Annotated in this window: 22 protein-coding genes; 8 read left to right on the top strand and 14 right to left on the bottom strand. The window is 42.8% G+C overall.

What is annotated here, in order from left to right; genetic code table 11:
- Window positions 1-20 precede the first annotated feature (20 nt).
- Window positions 21-995, bottom strand: a complete 975-nt coding sequence (locus tag IQ274_RS32300) for a tyrosine-type recombinase/integrase (RefSeq protein WP_194144715.1) — start codon at window positions 993-995, stop codon at window positions 21-23.
- A gap of 188 nt (window positions 996-1,183) precedes the next feature.
- Window positions 1,184-1,801 (bottom strand): hypothetical protein, encoded by a 618-nt coding sequence (locus IQ274_RS32295; RefSeq protein ID WP_228058521.1) that lies wholly within the window; start codon window positions 1,799-1,801, stop codon window positions 1,184-1,186.
- A gap of 206 nt (window positions 1,802-2,007) precedes the next feature.
- Here IQ274_RS32295 and IQ274_RS32290 point away from each other — a divergent pair, with 206 nt between their 5' ends.
- On the top strand, window positions 2,008-2,412 hold the full coding sequence (locus IQ274_RS32290) for a hypothetical protein (protein ID WP_194144702.1): 405 nt from the start codon (window positions 2,008-2,010) through the stop codon (window positions 2,410-2,412).
- An 85-nt stretch (window positions 2,413-2,497) separates the two neighbouring features.
- Here the strand turns inward: IQ274_RS32290 and IQ274_RS32285 are convergent, their stop codons facing one another.
- Both IQ274_RS32285 and IQ274_RS32280 read right to left on the bottom strand, forming a co-directional pair.
- Window positions 2,498-2,923 (bottom strand): hypothetical protein, encoded by a 426-nt coding sequence (locus IQ274_RS32285; RefSeq protein WP_179076812.1) that lies wholly within the window; start codon window positions 2,921-2,923, stop codon window positions 2,498-2,500.
- Window positions 2,924-2,947: 24 nt separating this feature from the next.
- A complete protein-coding gene (locus IQ274_RS32280; RefSeq protein ID WP_194144701.1) occupies window positions 2,948-3,799 on the bottom strand; it encodes a ParA family protein in 852 nt (283 codons plus the stop codon).
- Between the two features lie 212 nt (window positions 3,800-4,011).
- On the opposite strand from IQ274_RS32280, the gene IQ274_RS32275 reads away from it, so the two are divergent.
- The 5 genes from IQ274_RS32275 (at window position 4,012) to IQ274_RS32255 (ending at window position 6,858) form a co-directional block, all read left to right on the top strand.
- Window positions 4,012-4,329 (top strand): hypothetical protein, encoded by a 318-nt coding sequence (locus tag IQ274_RS32275; RefSeq protein WP_194144700.1) that lies wholly within the window; start codon window positions 4,012-4,014, stop codon window positions 4,327-4,329.
- Window positions 4,326-4,688 carry an aspartyl protease gene (locus IQ274_RS32270; RefSeq protein WP_194144713.1) on the top strand — a complete coding sequence of 121 codons (363 nt, stop codon included), beginning with the start codon at window positions 4,326-4,328 and terminating at the stop codon, window positions 4,686-4,688. The genes IQ274_RS32275 and IQ274_RS32270 overlap by 4 nt, the downstream gene beginning before the upstream one ends.
- A gap of 148 nt (window positions 4,689-4,836) precedes the next feature.
- Window positions 4,837-6,021: a hypothetical protein gene (locus IQ274_RS32265; protein WP_194144699.1), complete on the top strand. Its 1,185-nt coding sequence runs from the start codon at window positions 4,837-4,839 to the stop codon at window positions 6,019-6,021.
- A 201-nt stretch (window positions 6,022-6,222) separates the two neighbouring features.
- Window positions 6,223-6,411, top strand: a complete 189-nt coding sequence (locus IQ274_RS32260; protein ID WP_194144698.1) for a hypothetical protein — start codon at window positions 6,223-6,225, stop codon at window positions 6,409-6,411.
- A 54-nt stretch (window positions 6,412-6,465) separates the two neighbouring features.
- Entirely contained in the window at window positions 6,466-6,858 is a 393-nt protein-coding gene (locus IQ274_RS32255; protein WP_194144697.1) for a hypothetical protein, read from the top strand.
- 194 nt (window positions 6,859-7,052) lie between these two features.
- Here the strand turns inward: IQ274_RS32255 and IQ274_RS32250 are convergent, their stop codons facing one another.
- The 10 genes from IQ274_RS32250 to IQ274_RS32200 form a co-directional block, all read right to left on the bottom strand.
- On the bottom strand, window positions 7,053-7,259 hold the full coding sequence (locus IQ274_RS32250) for a hypothetical protein (protein WP_114085451.1): 207 nt from the start codon (window positions 7,257-7,259) through the stop codon (window positions 7,053-7,055).
- A 191-nt stretch (window positions 7,260-7,450) separates the two neighbouring features.
- Window positions 7,451-7,657: a hypothetical protein gene (locus tag IQ274_RS32245; RefSeq protein WP_194144696.1), complete on the bottom strand. Its 207-nt coding sequence runs from the start codon at window positions 7,655-7,657 to the stop codon at window positions 7,451-7,453.
- A gap of 213 nt (window positions 7,658-7,870) precedes the next feature.
- Window positions 7,871-9,688, bottom strand: coding sequence for an ATP-binding protein (locus IQ274_RS32240; protein WP_194144695.1), 1,818 nt, complete (start codon window positions 9,686-9,688; stop codon window positions 7,871-7,873).
- Window positions 9,685-10,239, bottom strand: coding sequence for a hypothetical protein (locus tag IQ274_RS32235; RefSeq protein ID WP_194144694.1), 555 nt, complete (start codon window positions 10,237-10,239; stop codon window positions 9,685-9,687). Before IQ274_RS32235 ends, IQ274_RS32240 begins: the two co-directional genes overlap by 4 nt.
- A gap of 23 nt (window positions 10,240-10,262) precedes the next feature.
- Window positions 10,263-10,979 carry a hypothetical protein gene (locus IQ274_RS32230; protein WP_194144693.1) on the bottom strand — a complete coding sequence of 239 codons (717 nt, stop codon included), beginning with the start codon at window positions 10,977-10,979 and terminating at the stop codon, window positions 10,263-10,265.
- 11 nt (window positions 10,980-10,990) lie between these two features.
- Window positions 10,991-11,506 (bottom strand): hypothetical protein, encoded by a 516-nt coding sequence (locus IQ274_RS32225; protein WP_228058520.1) that lies wholly within the window; start codon window positions 11,504-11,506, stop codon window positions 10,991-10,993.
- A 165-nt stretch (window positions 11,507-11,671) separates the two neighbouring features.
- The gene (locus IQ274_RS32215) at window positions 11,672-11,947 is read right to left on the bottom strand and encodes a hypothetical protein (protein WP_194144691.1); all 276 of its coding nucleotides are present in this window, start codon (window positions 11,945-11,947) and stop codon (window positions 11,672-11,674) included.
- The gene (locus IQ274_RS32210) at window positions 11,944-12,195 is read right to left on the bottom strand and encodes a hypothetical protein (RefSeq protein ID WP_194144690.1); all 252 of its coding nucleotides are present in this window, start codon (window positions 12,193-12,195) and stop codon (window positions 11,944-11,946) included. Before IQ274_RS32210 ends, IQ274_RS32215 begins: the two co-directional genes overlap by 4 nt.
- A complete protein-coding gene (locus IQ274_RS32205) occupies window positions 12,192-12,425 on the bottom strand; it encodes a hypothetical protein (RefSeq protein ID WP_194144689.1) in 234 nt (77 codons plus the stop codon). The genes IQ274_RS32210 and IQ274_RS32205 overlap by 4 nt, the downstream gene beginning before the upstream one ends.
- A gap of 3 nt (window positions 12,426-12,428) precedes the next feature.
- Window positions 12,429-13,646: a ParM/StbA family protein gene (locus IQ274_RS32200; RefSeq protein WP_228058519.1), complete on the bottom strand. Its 1,218-nt coding sequence runs from the start codon at window positions 13,644-13,646 to the stop codon at window positions 12,429-12,431.
- Window positions 13,647-13,850: 204 nt separating this feature from the next.
- Here IQ274_RS32200 and IQ274_RS32195 point away from each other — a divergent pair, with 204 nt between their 5' ends.
- Together IQ274_RS32195 and IQ274_RS32190 are read left to right on the top strand one after the other, a co-directional pair.
- Window positions 13,851-14,021, top strand: a complete 171-nt coding sequence (locus tag IQ274_RS32195; protein WP_100903772.1) for a ribbon-helix-helix domain-containing protein — start codon at window positions 13,851-13,853, stop codon at window positions 14,019-14,021.
- A 532-nt stretch (window positions 14,022-14,553) separates the two neighbouring features.
- On the top strand, window positions 14,554-17,420 hold a 2,867-nt coding region (locus IQ274_RS32190), incomplete at its 3' end, for a plasmid replication protein, CyRepA1 family (RefSeq protein ID WP_194144688.1).

Here is a 17,420-nt window from a genome sequence, read left to right as displayed (position 1 = left end):
GGCTTTTTCAACTTAAAGTTTCACTTATCTCGCCTACTATAAGGCACATTCAGTAAATCAATCGCCCGTTTCTTCGCCGCTTCCCCACGCCTATCGTATTTACTTGTAGTACTTGGCGACGCATGACCTGCAAGTTTCGCTATCGTCACGATATCTGCACCCGCATCCAATAATTTACCGATAAAAGTTCTTCTAAAATCATGAGGTGTAAACGCATCCACATCAGCTTTTTCCCCACGTCGTTGCAATGCTCGTAACACCCCCTGCTCACTCATCCGTCTCGCTATGATTTTATTTGCCTTATTTAAAGGATAAAAAAGCGGCCCTGGAGCTTTACCCCGAATCAGCAGCCAATCAAGGACTGCTTGCACACCAGCTTCAGGTAAGTACACAATTCGTTCCTTCCGCCCCTTCGCTTCACGTATTGTTAATGACCGAGTGCGTGGCTTAAAATCACTCAAATCAAGATAAGTCACCTCACTGCGGCGCAAGCCAACCGTCAAAACTGCCAGCAGTGCCGCATCTCTCCGACCCAATGTTGAATCATCTTGAATACAATCTGACCACAGCGCAGCAATTTCTTGGGGATCGAGTTCACGCCCTTTCAATAAACTCTGGCCCCGTACCGACTCAATATCAGCTGCTCGTCCATACTCATCCGTGGACATTAACCCCAAGCGCCATGCTTCCTTGAGCGTCCGCCGTAATGCACATAGCATTTTGTTCGCCATTGCTGGGCTGTATTTTTCCATCAGCACCGATCTGACCGCAGCAGTGTGCTGGTAACGCAACTTTGCCCAATCCAAAGTGCTTGCATCACAACTGGCACTGGTCAGCAGTTGAGCGATCGCATTTAACGCCTCCCGCATCGTCCGCCGGGAACCTTCACCTAGACTGTTGATATAAACTTCAGCCGGGTGCATAGTTAGCGGAACTGGTTCAGTTAACGCCAGCGACTCTGGATTAAAATTGGATGCGATCGCAGGAGTGTTCACAGCAGTCAATTAAGAGCTAATGAATAAATCCTCCCTCAAAAAGAGCTTCCTGTATACCTCCCAGGCGTTATGGATTGCGAGAACTAAAGTTCTCTACACTCATTTCGGCTGTAAGCGTTGCTGTGGCGAAAGTTGCAATCATTCGTAATCTGGAATACTGAGCCTACTTTGGTCACGGCTTAGGAACATTATTCATTAAGATCCAGGCGAAAATTGTGGGGATTTTTCAGAATGAATATACTGTTTTCCTTAATTAAGTCACCTGTGCAGTAGACGGGTAGGCGTTCAGTATACGCCTTCAATGCCAGGATGTAGTCACGGTCAGCTAATTCAGTTTGGATGGGACGCAGTTTATCAACCACGATGCCCAGCATGGTGATATCGCCACTAAGGCGATCTGCGTTGGGTGTGGCAATGTGCGTGACGACTGCTTGGATGGTGGTGTTGGGTGCATTTGTAATTAAGTCACCCCAAATTGACTGTTGATCTCTGGTTTCTGCCAACGCCAGAGTTTCAACGACTTCCGCCATGCGACGAGAAAAGTCAAGAATTTCTGGTTTGAGGGGAAGTAAAATTTCAAAACCGTCTAAAGTCCAAATGGAAGCTTTATCACCCTCTTGTTGCTGTTGCTGCCAACCTAGCCCGACTAAGTAAGCTTCTACTTGTCGGGGGTCGATATATTTGAATTTTTCCACATCCTTTAAAATAGCTGACAACTGCCTCACAAGCTTAACTTGTAACCAATGTGTGGGTAGTGACGAGATAGCTGCAAAAAGAGACACGTTGTAAATAAATATTGCAGACAATGTCTTATTGATTTACTAACTTCACCAAAAATGATATCGAGCGAATAAAAATTTTGTACGGCAAAAGCAAGCTTTCAACCCTTTTCGTCAATTTATCAACCTCTTTCCGGAAATCCGCAAGCAACGTATGTAGTGATCTTCGGTTTACTTTAAGTGCCTAGCAAAAGTTTTGACGATAGTAAATTAATTACCTAATTTTTTATCAAATGCAACTTCTACCTAATACGACTACAATTCATGTCAAAGTACCATCGAGCAATGAATCATTTTTCATTCCTCCTGGAGAAGCTTTATACGATCCAGAGACAGGTTATATCCATTTTTTGAAGAGTACAGACAACAAAAATCCTATGCTGCTTCAGCTATTGCCTAGAAAGATACAACAGACCCATAGAAATAGGTCGATTGCAAAAGTTATGACTACGCTTATATCAGTTTTCGGCGTAAATATTAACGAGTTAGTCGATTTTCTCTTCGATGAAGGAATAGAACGTGCGGGGCCTGTTTTAGCAGATGTCATTTCGTCTGTAACTGCAAAAGAAGAGCTTGGGTATTACAATATGCAGACCAAAGAGCTTGCTCTTGATTTTCCAATAAGAATCTCACTTTGATTTTTTAGCATTTCTCTACACTCATTTGCGCCAGAAGGCTTGCCACACCTAGATATTGTGTCTGTGTTCACTATCAGTCTGATTGTTACTTTAGTTTTTTGGCCAAGTTAGCTAAACGAGTGATGCTGGAGCGAATATTACCTGCTTCTTTGCGGCTCTTCAGCCGTTTTTTGGCTTCTTTTAGTACTTGTTTCATGACTGTATCTTTTTCTTTGCAAGTAACATAAAAAGCTTCCAACAGCGTTTCAACTGTGATTTTTTCTTGGTTGCATAGATCATCGAGTTCTTGCTTTATTGCAACTTCCAAACGGACAGGTACTCTAGGCGCAATTTCAGGGAAGTTCGCTAGTTGCTCTTCTAATAAAGTGAGTTCCGAAACGGAGCTATCAGCAGTCGAGGTCACGTTAACATCACTTGTAGGTGAATCCTGCTGTTGTGGAGCTAACACATCTTCTCGTGGTGCAACTGTTGGTGCAACCGCTCTATTTCTGATTTCATCTAGAATATTCATGTTTTCACCTATTTGTAAAATTTATTACGCTGTTTCTAAGGGAATTAATTTGGCATATTCTTTTGACAAAGCTGGCCTGAGTCGTTGAGCTAAGACATGAATCGTATATTCCAGATTTGGCTGCCCCAAGTCTGTTGGCGCAACCCGTTGGTTGATGGCATTTTTGAATACATCCGATTCCAAAATATGCGGCAACATCAAATCCGACCCTATCAACTGCCGCATGGTATCGATACTGGTTTTAGTAGCGTTTGTTGGATGCAAACCAGTCCACCGTGCGCGAAATGGCACTACACCCAGTAGTTCACCATAAGGTAGGGCTGCTTTAAATTCTTTAATTAATTCCATAGTCCGCAACAGCGATTGCACTCCCTTGACGTTTGACTCTGCTGGAATCACCCATCTATCGCCAGCACCCAAAGAAGTCTGCGCTAAATGTGAACGTTCTGGGGGTGGGTCTACAATTGCCACGCCAAAATTACTCACAATTGGTTGCAGGCGATTCCTGAGAATAAACAGACTTAGCCCACTGGAGGCCAATTTATAGTTGGCGCTCTCCAAGCCATCATCGGAAGGAATTAAGAACAGGTTGGTATTGTTAATGGTACGGTCGCCCAGTTTAACGTCAGGTACAGGCGCAATGGCATCAAGAATTTTTGTTTTCTCTTCCGGTTGTGTCAGAACTTCCAGTAATGTTGGGGTATCAGGCTGCACTTGCACCCCTAAAAAACTGGTCAAGCTAGATTGAGGGTCGCAATCCACAAACAAAACGGGAATTCCTAAGCGCCCCAAATACCTCCCCAGCATCAAGGCTACTGTAGACTTTCCCTGACCCCCAGCCAAGCCCAAGGAGACAACTGTTGGCGGATTTGGCATAAAACAATTACATAAAATTACTAAAGTACAATGTCACAAATATACTAGTTTACTTTTGTAGAATTGTACTATAGTGCAATTTTACTTTTGTACAAAAGTAAAATTGTATTTTAGTTAAAGTATAATTCTCCAGACCTAACAAACCAACCATAAACCCCAAGTAGTCTGGATGTGCTGTCTAATATAGATATTGCAGTGAAGCAGAACCAACTATGACTGAAGCAAAGTCTACTCGTACAGTGCGCCGGGGGAGAATATTCCCCGAAATCCAGTGGTCGTCAGAGAAGAAAGCTCAATGGAAAGCTGAAAAAGCAGAATTTAAGCAGCGTTGCGAACAAATCTTTCAAAAATTGCAGCCAGAATTAATTAAGACTCACTACAACTGGTATGTAGCAGTTGAACCAGAAAGCGGAGAATATTTTATTAATGAGGATGCATTAGCTGTTGGCCAGATGGCACATGAAAAATACCCGAACTTCCGACTGCACGTTTTCCGCATAAATGAAACTGGGGTGTGCGGCACGATATGATTTCTGGCAACTTTGGTGATGAGGATGAATTATTTTTTGAGATAGAGTTGATAGCTGCTAACTCCTTTGCACTACCAGTAGAAGCACTTTTTGATACAGGTTTTTCTTGGTGGCTGGCAATTAATAACCAGGATTTAGAAGCACTTGATTGGATTTATCTAGAACAGCAAACAATGCTCACAGCCCAAGGAGAAGCAGAATTTGACATTTATTTAGGAAAAGTGCGAATTGATGGCAAGGAATTTGATATTCCCGTTCATGTGGGTGAAGGAGTGTCAGAAGTTTTACTTGGTCGCCAGTGGTTAAAAAATCGACGGTTGGTGGTGGATATGCCCTCTGGGGTGTTAACGCTGGGATAATAGCGCGTCCCCAGTACCACGAGCAGATATGACCGAAGATATGTTATTACGGTGGGACAGGATTTAAAGCGAACCAAGCACGACCGCTATTTCTATGCCATATTAGTACAAGTGTACGAGTAAATGCTTTATAGATAAGGTCAATATAATGGATAGATACAAAATTAATTCAGATTTATTTAAACAAGTAAATTTTAATATAGAAAACTTAATTGGAAAAAACTTGCTTCAATACAAGCAAGAATTTTCAGAAATAAGTCGGCTTATAGAGTCAATGAATAAGACTAATTTTAGTCATCTTCTACAGCCAAGTTATGAAATAAGTCAGCTTGTGCAGCAAAATTCAGAAATAAGCAGACTTTTCGAGTCAACGAATAAGACTAATTTTAGTCATCTTCTAAAGCCAAGTTATGAAATTAGCAGACTTTTAAAGTCACTAAGCCAGAGTGAACTCAGCAGTCAATTTGGCTATGATAAAAATCGTATAATAGAATTAACCAAAGGCTTAGATTTGGGATTAAATAAAAATGTAATATCTAGCCTATCAAGAACTCTAAAGATAACCGAATTAGCTCAAAGCTCATTAGAAAAATTAAATTTATTAGCTATTGATAGCTCATTGCAAACCTACAGTGACTTACGAGATTCTCTGTATAACAGTTTTTTTTGTTTTTCGAGTTCATATTCTAATTTAACTGTTTCATTAGAGGAATTAATTTTAGGAAATTCTACTGCTGCCAGAATAGTTTCCGAACTTCCAGCACTAGAATTACTAAATAGTGTAGAAGTTATAGAGAGCGTAAGCATTGTTGATTTAAATACTGATATAGAAGATGAAATAGAAGTAGAAAAGCAATCTATAAAGAATGAATTTATAGCAGAAAGAAAAGAGATAGAAAGCCTTTTAATTACTATTGGTTCACATGATTTAATTCCAATGTGGCAAGGTGCTCAAGCGGCATTAAATTCAATAGATAATCCAGATTATGCTCGACATTGTGCTGTTTCTTTACGTGAGTTCTTTACTCAAATTATTCATAGATTATCTCCTGATGAGGATATTAAAAAATGGACTGAAGATCCCCATTGTTTTGATAAAGGCAGACCTACGAGAAAAGCTAGGTTACTTTTTATATGTAGAAGTATAAATTACAATATATTTTCTGATTTCATAGAAAAGGATGTCGAGGCTATTTTAGAGTTTGTTAAGCTTTTTCAGAGGGGAACTCATCAAGTTACTATTCCTTTTACACATAAACAGCTTTTGGCACTAAAAGCCAGGGTTGAATCTGCCATCAATTTCTTGATTGAAATCGCACAGCTAAATGAGTAGTGCTATAAAGTTTTTTTGGTTAGGTTATGTCAACAAGACCGCGTAAGCACCCAAAACCCTAATTTTTCGTGGACATGACACACTGTTCGCAATAGGCATCACTAATCACTCATTTTTTCTCCCCACCTGTAAAACTGTGTACTGCCCGATTAAGCTAAAAGTAAGTAATGAACGAGTGTATCATCCAAGGGACAGTTCAAAATGAAGATTGGTAAAGGGAAAAATAAACGATATGTCTACAATCCTTACAAAGGATTTGCTAAACAAAATATAAGTCTTGAAAATTCATCACATCAAGAAATTATCTCAAAAGTTTTGAGCGGAGAAATTATTTTATTTTGTGGTCGAATGCAAGATGAATCAGGACATGGTGCTGATATTTTGATATAAAATAAAATTGACTCTATAGGTGATGAGCAGACCAATTTAAAATTCGCTTATGAAATGGCGACGCAAAGGAATATTATTAACCTTGGCATCAGAAGACAGCATGAACAAGGTAAGGGATTGCTGAATTTTATGGATAAAAAATATAGAAGGCTAGTAGGACTATACGATGCTACTGACGCAGATGATATTATTTTCAACTGGTATACTATCCCAGAACTGGAAAATGCACAGAGAGATTCTGCATTATTTGTCAATACAAATTCACTGAAACCAATAGCACTTGAATTAGCGAAAAATTGTGATGCAGCACACGAGTTTCCCTGTTTGTTTAGTGGAGTGCCAATAAAAGAAGAAACGAAAATGAGAGGTCATCTCCTATTTATGGTTAAATCCAATAATGTATCCGATTTCAAAATTAATCTTAAAACTCAGGAAAGATTTATTTAACTGATATTAAAATTGCTTCAACCTCATCATCTCGTGAGGCCCCGACGAACTGGGGACACTTCGTTTAGAGCGGGTGGTGTCGGGGACGGGCAGGAAATTTCTCATAAAGTGGCCAAAACTCGGTAGCCCGCCCCCGACACTCCGCTACGCCACCCGCTCTACCCCAGTTCTTGAACAGTGCCCAAAGATGAAAGTCAAAGATAAGAATCCACAAGTTTCCCCTGAGTTGACCACTTCTCATCTAGAAGGCGACAAGCGACATAAACAACATTTTGAGGATTGCGCTTGTGTCTTCCATTCGTACCCCAGGAACGAACAGTATAATCACCTTGATAACCTAAAACAAGTGCTAGCTCGTCGTAAGTTAACTGCCATTTTTTCTTAAATTCTATTGGGTGCATAGTATTCACCTATTTCAAGTAATTAATTAGGAGTGTCTAGCGGACATTTGACTTATAACGGGGTATCAGAAAAAATAGAAAACTTGTGCATAACCATCAATAAATCTTTGACTTACCCCGCACTCTAGCTTTGGTCAAATTATTTATTTATGTGTCTAATAGGTGTCTAGCAGACACACGGATATAAATTATCAAAGGTAAGAATCTATTTGTTTACCCTCAGATGACCATTTTTCATCTAGAAGGCGACAAGCAACATAAACAACTTTTTGAGGATTGCGCTTATGTCCTCCATTTATCCCCCAGCAACGGACAGTGAAATCACTTTCATAACCCAGGACAAGTGCTAGCTCGTTATAAGTTAATTGCCACTTTTTCTTAAATTCTATTGGGTGCATAGTATTCAGCTATTTCTATCAATTAATTAACAGTGAAAAGCGGACATTTGACAGACACGCTAATAGACACTTAGTGTCTGCTATTAGGGCGGCTGGTGTCTGGAGGTGTCTATGCTGTATAAGGGTTTTGGGCTTTGGTGTCTGTGGTGTCTGGTGTCTGGTGTCCGCGAAAAAAGGGTGTTTTTGAGGCGAGACACCAGACACTATTAGCAGTCAAATTTGATTAAGCTTGATAACACCCTCGGCTATCCAGTCCCCCAATCCTGCCCCCACAATTTCATACATCCAGCCCTTGATTTGCTCAACACTAAATCTCTCACCGTTCACTTTAAAGTTGCCTTTGAACTCTCTTACATCAGCTTCAATTCGTTCAGTTCTGGTGAGATATTCATACAGCTTTTGCGCCATTGTTGACAGTTTCTTAGGTTCATCTTGGGTGTCACCTGCTTTGTTACCAAGATTGAATTCCAGTTCATAAATCCGCTCTAAAGTGGCTTTATCGATGGGGGGATTGGGGTTAGATTCTGCTGGGAGAGCGTCGCTAAAGTCAGATATTTTCGCTGTCATTTTGGGCAGAATAACATCAAGCCATTCGTTAGAACTATCGAGTTTTACCTTAGCAAAACCAGTAGATTTGGGCTGTAATGTAATCGGGTCAACTTCTGCCAAACATTCAACTTGAAGCATTTTAGAAACGAGATTGTGCAAGCCTTTAATTCCGAATAAACAAGTCTGGGTATTGTTATGAGCAACGACAGTTAAAGGCATCTCTTGTTTACGGCTTTTAGTAAGTGCCAGCTTGCCGAATTTCTCTAATAATTCCGCATCTTTAATGAAGTCAGCGTAGGTGGTTGCTTCCTCACAGATTAAAGACAAAGCTTTACCTTCTGCCCAAAGTTTCTGCCGCCATTGCGACTCACTCAATGATGAATTATTAAAGGTTTTTAACCTTGATTCCAGTTCTTGAACGTAATCGCGGATCTGCTGTTCAATATCATCCCAGGAGTGGTAACTTTCAACTTCTCGCCATTCACTACGGTTCGAGTCGGGGTCAAGGACAATCACACGGTAGCCGGCTTGTTTTTTGAGTTGGATTACATAACGGGCTAGCCAAGATTTACCACCGCCTTGGTTGCCCCAGATAAGAGCAGTTTGTTTGACTAAGTTTTGCACCCATGCCGTTTTATTGTCCTGTGATGCGTAGCTTGCCGCCGAAGGCATCGCTCCTGCTTCAGATCCAGTAACTTTATCGTTGGGGTCAATCGTCCCCGCTAAAGTCTGGCTACCTTGCAAATAAGGCGTTTTCATCTCACGAAGCTGCTTAATATAGTCCGCCTTCTGTTCTTCAGTCATCCCAGCCGTCTGCGCCTCGAAAATGGCATCAGTTGCCTCCATTTGGGTAACTTCAATTTCCGTGTGGGCGTAAATCTCGGCTTTTTGGATATCCACAGTGCGATCATTGGCGATTAGATCCAAGTCGGCTTGTAGTTGGACTTCTGCGATCGCAACGTCTCGGCAACTCTCTAGTAGCTCGGAACGTGCCGCCATCTCAGCTTTTGCAGCATCCCGCTTTTGGGCAATGTCTTCAAAAACTGCTCTCTGCTTCTCCTCATCTTGGCAGTGCCTCAGCATCCACCCCGCAAGCGCAAATCCCAGGAATCCCCCAAACGCCCAAAACGGTTTATATGGGTTAGTCGCTTTCACCAGTCCGTTTACCCCCATAGCTGGGTTACGCACTACTTGGCGCGGCATTCCTTCTAACTGCCACTGTGACCAATAAAAGGGGGTCATGCGAAATGGTCTGTTATTCTGATCCTGACATACCAATTTTTTCTGGGGAGTCCGAAGGCAGAAATAAATGCGGTCGCTTGATTCCCCTTTCCAAGCCATTGCCGCAGAGCTAATTCCCACAGTTAAACTTAGCCCAATTGCAACAGCTTTTTTATCCATCGGCAACTGTCCGAACCACTTCATTAAACCCGATTGTTGCGACTCGGATAACTGTTTATGTTTCTCAGATAGATAGTTCATTTACCTCTTTTACCACCAAATAGAAAAAACATTAATATCGCTAGAAATATGCCCACTCCTGCACCATCCATCCAACTTGAAGATTCAGCAGTTTTCGCTTTGGGCTGATACATCTCTTGAAGCGAAGTATTAGCTGTATCAGTAGAAGTTCTCGCTTCATTCCACTCACCAATCGGTTCGGAAAGCGCACACAATAACGCTAACGATGCACTGCAACCAGTCATTAAATTAGTAACGAAATTATTAAACCCTTCACCTGTTGCAGTGGCAGTAAAATACAGGTGTGCAGTACCCACAGCTAAGAACATTCCAACTGGGTGAACTTGCAATAGGTGAAAAGTGAAAATAACTGCACTGTTTAAACAACTGCCAGCGACAATTTCACTTGCATTACCAGCACGTCTAAATGTTCTACCCCGGTTATTTTCTGGTAATGGTTGTGGTTGTTCTGGTTGTTGATGCTGCTTAGTTGATTGTGATTTCTGTGCCAGCCCTTCATGCAAAAAAGGGCTGACGCTATGAGGATCTTCATTTCGTTTCCTTACTAGCATCAGCCTGACCTTTCAACTAATAGTTATCTCTCGCCCAGCTTGTTCCACAAGTTACCCAACATTGCACCCCAGCCGCGAACTGTTCCTGTTGCAGAAACACTTGATGCTGGTGCATGATTTTGGGATTGAATTGGTATCACTTCCTGGGGCGTTTGATTCGGTTCTAATGCGCGTGAGCCATACCTCGCACGGGCTAAAAGTTGTTGACGTTTCTCTCTTAATCCTGTTGTGATTGCTTGCCTTTCGGCTTGCACAACTTGTCTATTTTCTATCCCACTTATCTTGTTTTCATGCCGCCACAGTTCTGCTTGCAAATCATGGTGTAATTGGGCTGCAACTTCAGTTAAAGCGTGTTTACGTTTCTGGTCAATCCGCAACAAGTCGGCTCTATCTTGGGCATCTATTTTACTCATCTCGCTGTCAAATTCAGCGTTAAGTTTACGGATTTTACCAATTGCACCCGCAACATGAGAGCCGTATTGTTTACGAAGTTCAGTCCAAGTCACCTGACCTTTTGTTAACTTCTCCATCGCCTCAAAGACGACCTTAGCATTGTCCAGAAATGGTTCTAATCGGTCAGATAATTCTTGGGCATTATTCGCATAATCGGCAAACTGTTCGAGCTTATTTATATCAGAGAGATAGCCCAGAATATCAGACTCAAACCCTCCCCAAGATTGTGCTTTTTCATCAATATGGCTTGCATGACCAACGACCGGATTACGTATTGCAAAATCCATTACTGAACCTCCTAATAAGGTATTAAGTCGTAGTTGATATCACTCGGTTCTTGGGGCACTTCATCCCAATAGCCCATGTCTTCAAATCGGCTATAAATTCTCGTTGCTAATTGCCTTACGGGGTCGTCAAAATCATCAGAGATTAAATCAAATCTGTTCTCACCAAATGCCAATATATTTGCAATGTCCGCGTCAATCCCATTACCCAAAAATTGACCAAATGCAGCAGAGTATGGATGGTCATCAATGGTTTCATGAGTTGCTAAGAATTCGGTTCCGGTGAGGGGTAAGTAAAGGCTGCAAAGAAAACTATTTATTTCGCACTTCGTAGCTGTTGGGTTAAGAGCCTTAAATTGCTGGAGTTTCAAAGCATTATCAGTGAAAGAACAGCGTCCCCAATCATTGGGATTTTTGTAATCGAGTGCCATGCTGCTAAGATCCTTATGTACTTTCGTTTTTGCGGCGAGAGATACGTCCCGAAGTGAGGCGATTGCAATGATTGGTCGTCGGTGCAATCGCTTCATCATCAGTTTTCACAAAACTCATTTAATTCAAAAACCTCCCTCTGCACTTGGTTTTGACTTAATTCTTTTCTTCTGCCTTTCGAGTCATTGAAAATGAAAGGGGCATTGACTCGACAATTAGAGCGATGGCTGTAGCGCAGTTGTTGACCACGGAATTGGTAGAGGTGGTTACGCTGTAAGGCTGTCGTTGAAAGCATTTGTTTGTCCCTCAACTTGGGAATAGAACTCGATATTTAGGATTGCTTCGTGAATCTCCATCAAGGCTTGCACTGCATCACCTATTTTTAGGTCATTCGATGTACTGAACCGTTCGGACGCTTCAATTTGCTTGTAATTGGGAGATGCTTGCACAAATCTAAGAGTCTGTTCGCAACCGAGGATGATGGTCATTATTTCAGTAGTCGTTAGCGATGGCTGTGTCTGCATGGTTTCTTGGTCGCTCATGATTTGTTTCTTCTCCTTTGGGTTTTGATTAGTGCGGTTGGTGCTTCTGGTTGACTGTTTGGCGCTTGTGGCTGACTCGGTTTTTGTAGTACATAGCTGATAGCCCCTGCACCTCCCACGGCTGCGGCGATGATAAACATATTGTTTCTGCCAAACTGCTGCACTCCGAAATAGCCAAAAGCGATCGCTGCCGCTGCTGCTGTTGCTCCAATGCCTAAAACCGTGTTCCTTAATGTGGTTCTGCTCATGCTGCCCCCTTAAAATTAGTGACCATTGCGCTAAGTGCCGATTTATTCGGCTGTGTAGATTGCGCTGTTTCAACTTTGGGCGATGATTGTACATTGCCATGTTGAAAAATCAGCTTCTCTACACCTGCTGATAATGCTTGTGTTGGCGCATCTTGGGGTAAATCAAACATCTTGCACAATTCAATTACTGCTAGGTAGGAGATGGTTATACGCCGAGATTCGTAATTCATTGATTAAGCTCCTCTTGCAATTTGAGTTAATAGCTTTAACCCCAAAGCATTGATGAATTGGGGATTGTTCAAAATCACAAAGCCTAAACCGGCTAAGTTTTGATCCACCACTGGCAAGGAAACACCCCCACCCCAGGCGACAAGGTATTTAGCGCGGTCTAGATAATTACCAGCAGTCACAAAGTTGGCGAATTTCTCAATCCTGTTTGACCACCACTGATCTAGGCACTGGCTGTACTCTGCCTCAAACTTCTTGCCCGTGAGGTGGTTGCCTCCATAAGTGAAAGTGCCTTCAATAATTCCCTGATTTACGAGACTAGGCGAGTGCTTCACATCCTTGGACAGCAGACTCACTCGGTCATTTCGCTTGTCGAGGGCTTCTGCAATCATCGAATGCAGTTCACCCGCTCCACCTTCAATCAAGTGACGGTCTATGACTGCACCGCTACCGTTAAACACGGTAATCAACCAAGTGGATGAACCGATATCGAGAGCGATCGCTAATTCTGAGGGGTCAAGTACCAGGGATGCTTCACCGAATAAGCAGTGGGCAATGCTTCCAAATCCTTCGGGATAAATGCCTGTGACTAAAATCTCAACTGTCTTGGTGACAATGGAACGGGTTACAGGGTGCAGATGCTCAAAGGTATGAGTCCCTTCAACCCTGCGTTTAATCTCAGTTGCCCAGCGTTCTGGGTTATGGTTGCTCAAACTAATCGAAAGTTTGACCCCATCGGGAATATTCAGAACTGATAAGTCTGCAAGGATGCTTTCTAGTGCCAGTTCTGCTTTTTTGGCTTTGTCCTCGTGCAGCAAGGTATGGTCACTTTGAGCTAGAGCTGCACTGCCCCAAAAGAATTGAACATCTTTTAAGTCAAGCCGCGTTCCTTTTACATATCGAACCCATGCCCCATCTTTTGAGATGGTTTCGTGGTGCATGATATTGCGGTTGCGAACAAGTGAGTATGCGGCAGGCATCATGATAGAAAAATCACCGATGATTGCTTTGCCATACCCTGCACCTGAGTCTTTTCCGGCAATGAGGTCAGTTAGCCCGGATTTGGCTAACAAGTCTGCTTGAACTAGCCAGTTTTTGGCATTGGAATATACGGTTGTCATGGTTCCGATGATTGGTGAAAGTCTTGATTTTTCTGGCTTTGGAGAATTTAGAGGCTGAATCGCCTTAAATCCACACATCCAGTTAGGGGTTAGCCATAGCATCACTTTCTGGCTTCTATTGCCTTTGTTTTGTGTCGTTTTTTGGCTGACAAAACTATTATAGCATCTATTTCGATGCACTATGATGGTATTTACCTGCACACAAAGTTTAAAATAGATGTAGTTAACAGCAATACCGCAGCAGTTTAAACTTAAATAGGAATCACAGCGTATGATTTAGGAGGCAATTTGAAGCGAAAATGATGCATGAGCAAGCGTTTTAGTGTAACGCTACCTGATACTGTATTTGATCAGCTTGAAGCACTAGCTGAGAACCAAGGGCGAACTACTGCCAATCTAGCGGCATACCTGATAGAAGTAGGAGTACGCAATATCAAGGTAGAACCGTTGCCAACTGAAAGAGAGAAGAACAAATAACCGACTCAGCACAAGTGCAGTGCAAAGCCTCATTTCTTGAATAATCATCAACTCTTGTTGAGTAATTTCAAGTAAAAAATCCCAGTCTTGTTAGATATAAGACAGCCAAAAGTTCTGTACAATCAGCAAGTACTCAAATGAAGCGTAAAACGGAGGTGAATATACAAAAGACACAAAAATTAAAAGGACAAAGAGCCACTCAGTAGTGAACGCTTTGCCCGACAGAGAAAATTAAATATTTCAAATATTGGGAAGCGGGGTTTATCTCTAGAGAACCAAAAAAGTGGATTGTAGTTGGAAGCTCGAACCACAGATTGGCGAAAGAGATTAGTCCGCGCTGCTTACTCATATTATATGAGTTACTGTGGAAATTTCTATATTTTCACTGCGAAATTTTGCATATAAATTTATCAAATTTTTTGATAAGTAAAAATTTTCAACAAGCAAAACAGTAAATCTCGTAGATATAAGGTGTAGCAGCGCAATAACCCCCTCCAGATACTAAAAACCAATGTATTTGAGGGAAAAAGCTGTGAAAAATAGTAATTGTGGACTTCAAAAAATTGAAGTTACACAGAGGTACGAGATCATATCCCGTCCCTCTGACATAGAAGCGCACCATTGGAATGAATGGTTAGCCAGTGCTGTTGACCCTGGAATTATTGCGCTAAACGTCATTTCCGTATCGGGTAATGCCGCCTATGATTACCTGTTCTATGGTCAAAACGTCCCCCGCCGTAACGACGGACGACTTAGAGACGGGGTACTCAAGAAGTATCGCCACATAGAAGGCAATAACTGGTGGTGCAGTGGTGTTGACCCGCTTAACGATTATAGCCCCATGATGTGGGGCGGTATGAAACCCGACCACCCCAGGCGCGACCTGAACAAAGTTCTTAAATTCATCAAGTATGAACATCCCTTGCGAGTGCCAACACGGGCATTCTTCCTGGCAGTACCAGATTACATCTGGGAGAGTGTGGCCGCACGATATGACTTGCCCATTAGCGATGAAGATAGGGCATTAGGCTTCTGGCATTGGGTATGGAAGTACAACATCCCAGTTGTGATTTGTGAGGGGGCCAAAAAAGCAGGGGCATTGCTTACTTTGGGCTATGCAGCAATCGCCCTTCCTGGGATAAACAGTGGCTACCGCAATCCCAAAGATGAATTTGGACAGCCCACAGGTAATTTACACCTAATTCCAGAACTGCAACACTTCGCTACCCTTGGACGTAAATTCATCATCTGCTTTGACCACGACACCAAACCAGAAACAGTCCAACGGGTGAATATTGCCATCAGCCAAACCGCGAAACTGTTAACGAAGTGTGGCTGTCAAGTCCTAGTGACACAGTGGAGTTACCCTGAAAAAGGCATTGATGACTTAATTGCCGCTAGGGGGCCAGCTGTTACTGATGAAATTATAAAACTAGCACTGACAAAAGAAAAATGGCAGGTCAAAGAGTACAGCCGACTCTCAATTGAGGCGGCACTCGTCCTCAATCAGCGTTACCTGGGAGAAGTGGCTATCCCTGAAGCCGCTAAACTGATTTTGCTCAAATCCCCTAAAGGTTCTGGTAAAACCGAGTCATTCGCCGCGATCGTTGCTGAGGCGATCGCCAACGGTCAACCCGTTATCCTCTTATCGCACAGGGTACAGTTAGCCCAAGCGATCGCGGAGCGGGTAGGCATCCCCTACATTACCGAAGTCAGAAACAGCGAAACCGGGATTTTACTTGGTTTTGCGCTATGTGTAGACAGTTTACACCCCAACGGTCAAGCCAGATTTAACGCCCTTTACTGGAAAGAACCGCTAGTAATCATTGACGAATCCGAGCAGGTGATCTGGCATTTGCTCTCTGCCAACACTGAAGTTAAGAAGCATCGGGTGGAAGTCCTCAACCAACTTTCACAGTTGTTCAAAAATGCCTTCGCCCCAGGACGTGGTAAAGTCATCCTGGCTGATGCTGACTTATCTGATTTATCGCCAGAAATGGTTATGGGGCTGGCAGAAACCCAAGTTACCCCTTGGGTGGTGGTCAACAACTGGAAAGGACAACCCTGGAACATTTACCACTACAAACAAACTACCCCGGTTAATTGGTTAGCTGCCCTGGAAGCCCACATCAAAACCGGGGGTAAGCCCTTTATTGCAGTTGATTGCCAAAAAGCTAAATCCAAATGGGGAACCAAAGTCTTAGAGGCGAGGTTTAAGAAACAATTTCCCGATCGCAAAATCCTTCGTATTGACTCCGAAACGATTGCCGATCCGCAACACGAAGCTTACAACTGCATATCAAGATTAAATAAGGTGCTGCTGGAATATGACATTGTGCTGGCCTCCCCATCCATCGGCACAGGGGTCAGCATTGACATTTGGGGGCATTTTACCAGTGTTTGGGGATGCTTTCGGGGAGTAGCACCAGAAAATGCCACTCGCCAAGCCTTAGCCCGTGTCCGAGAGGCGATACCGCGTCATCTTTGGGTAGCCAGTCATGGCTTAGGAAAGATTGGCAACGGAGCAATTAACCTCAAATCCCTGTTAGCCTGTGAGCATAAACGCTTTCAAGCTAACTTGAAGCTGCTACAAAATGCTTCCTTGATTATTGACGGCGATGAAATCAACATTAACCGCACTGCCTTAAACGTTTTTGGCAAAATGGCCTGTCGCATCAATGCGGGTATGATTCATTACCGCGACACTGTGCTAGAGGAATTAGGCAACGAAGGTCATAATATTGTCGATGTCCATGACAACAAAATTCGCAAAAAGTTAAACAACGAAATCACCGCCCAAACAAATGAAGTTTACAACGGCGAATGTCAGGATATCACTGCTGCCGATACAACTGATATGACTGCTGCCAAATATGAGGCGCTGCAACAACAACGGGCTAAAACCACTACTGAACGCCACATTGAGCGCAAATATAAGTTAGAGCAGCGTTACGGTGTGGATGTTACCTCGGAACTCGTCAAAAAAGACGATCAAGGTTATTACCCACAACTGAGATTGCATTTTTACCTGACCTTGGGCAGAGCGAAAGTCGCTGACCGCGATCGCAAACTGGGTGAAAAGATGCTTGCCTGTAAAAGTGCTTGGCTACCAGATTTTAACGGTGGTCAACTGGGTTTGGTAATTCATGCCTTGGAACTGTTCAACATCCCCCAATTCATCGCCGATGACCGCGAATTCCGGGGAACTGATGCAGACCTAGTACAGATGGCTAACAATGCCTTGAGCGTGAAGTGGCAAGTCAAAACCGTTCTGGGAATTACCCTCAATGACAATGACAGCCCCATCGTTATCTTAAGGCGATTGCTGAAGAAGATAGGGCTGAAACTCAAATACATCTGTCGAGATGGCACGGGCGATCGCCAGCGAGTTTATCGTGT

This window comes from Nostoc sp. LEGE 12447 (assembly GCF_015206985.1).
Classification (GTDB): Bacteria; Cyanobacteriota; Cyanobacteriia; order Cyanobacteriales; family Nostocaceae; genus Nostoc.
This window is presented reverse-complemented; position numbering and strand designations above follow the sequence as displayed.

Excerpts from the sequence above, each read along its gene's own strand:
- IQ274_RS32290 (WP_194144702.1), top strand. The coding sequence starts at position 2,008 with ATGCAACTTCTACCTAATACGACTACAATTCATGTCAAAGTACCATCG.
- IQ274_RS32285 (WP_179076812.1), bottom strand. The coding sequence starts at position 2,923 with ATGAATATTCTAGATGAAATCAGAAATAGAGCGGTTGCACCAACAGTT.
- IQ274_RS32280 (WP_194144701.1), bottom strand. The coding sequence starts at position 3,799 with ATGCCAAATCCGCCAACAGTTGTCTCCTTGGGCTTGGCTGGGGGTCAG.
- IQ274_RS32275 (WP_194144700.1), top strand. The coding sequence starts at position 4,012 with ATGACTGAAGCAAAGTCTACTCGTACAGTGCGCCGGGGGAGAATATTC.
- IQ274_RS32270 (WP_194144713.1), top strand. The coding sequence starts at position 4,326 with ATGATTTCTGGCAACTTTGGTGATGAGGATGAATTATTTTTTGAGATA.
- IQ274_RS32265 (WP_194144699.1), top strand. The coding sequence starts at position 4,837 with ATGGATAGATACAAAATTAATTCAGATTTATTTAAACAAGTAAATTTT.
- IQ274_RS32260 (WP_194144698.1), top strand. The coding sequence starts at position 6,223 with ATGAAGATTGGTAAAGGGAAAAATAAACGATATGTCTACAATCCTTAC.
- IQ274_RS32255 (WP_194144697.1), top strand. The coding sequence starts at position 6,466 with ATGGCGACGCAAAGGAATATTATTAACCTTGGCATCAGAAGACAGCAT.
- IQ274_RS32250 (WP_114085451.1), bottom strand. The coding sequence starts at position 7,259 with ATGCACCCAATAGAATTTAAGAAAAAATGGCAGTTAACTTACGACGAG.
- IQ274_RS32245 (WP_194144696.1), bottom strand. The coding sequence starts at position 7,657 with ATGCACCCAATAGAATTTAAGAAAAAGTGGCAATTAACTTATAACGAG.
- IQ274_RS32240 (WP_194144695.1), bottom strand. The coding sequence starts at position 9,688 with ATGAACTATCTATCTGAGAAACATAAACAGTTATCCGAGTCGCAACAA.
- IQ274_RS32235 (WP_194144694.1), bottom strand. The coding sequence starts at position 10,239 with ATGCTAGTAAGGAAACGAAATGAAGATCCTCATAGCGTCAGCCCTTTT.
- IQ274_RS32230 (WP_194144693.1), bottom strand. The coding sequence starts at position 10,979 with ATGGATTTTGCAATACGTAATCCGGTCGTTGGTCATGCAAGCCATATT.
- IQ274_RS32225 (WP_228058520.1), bottom strand. The coding sequence starts at position 11,506 with ATGATGAAGCGATTGCACCGACGACCAATCATTGCAATCGCCTCACTT.
- IQ274_RS32215 (WP_194144691.1), bottom strand. The coding sequence starts at position 11,947 with ATGAGCGACCAAGAAACCATGCAGACACAGCCATCGCTAACGACTACT.
- IQ274_RS32210 (WP_194144690.1), bottom strand. The coding sequence starts at position 12,195 with ATGAGCAGAACCACATTAAGGAACACGGTTTTAGGCATTGGAGCAACA.
- IQ274_RS32205 (WP_194144689.1), bottom strand. The coding sequence starts at position 12,425 with ATGAATTACGAATCTCGGCGTATAACCATCTCCTACCTAGCAGTAATT.
- IQ274_RS32200 (WP_228058519.1), bottom strand. The coding sequence starts at position 13,646 with ATGCTATGGCTAACCCCTAACTGGATGTGTGGATTTAAGGCGATTCAG.
- IQ274_RS32195 (WP_100903772.1), top strand. The coding sequence starts at position 13,851 with ATGAGCAAGCGTTTTAGTGTAACGCTACCTGATACTGTATTTGATCAG.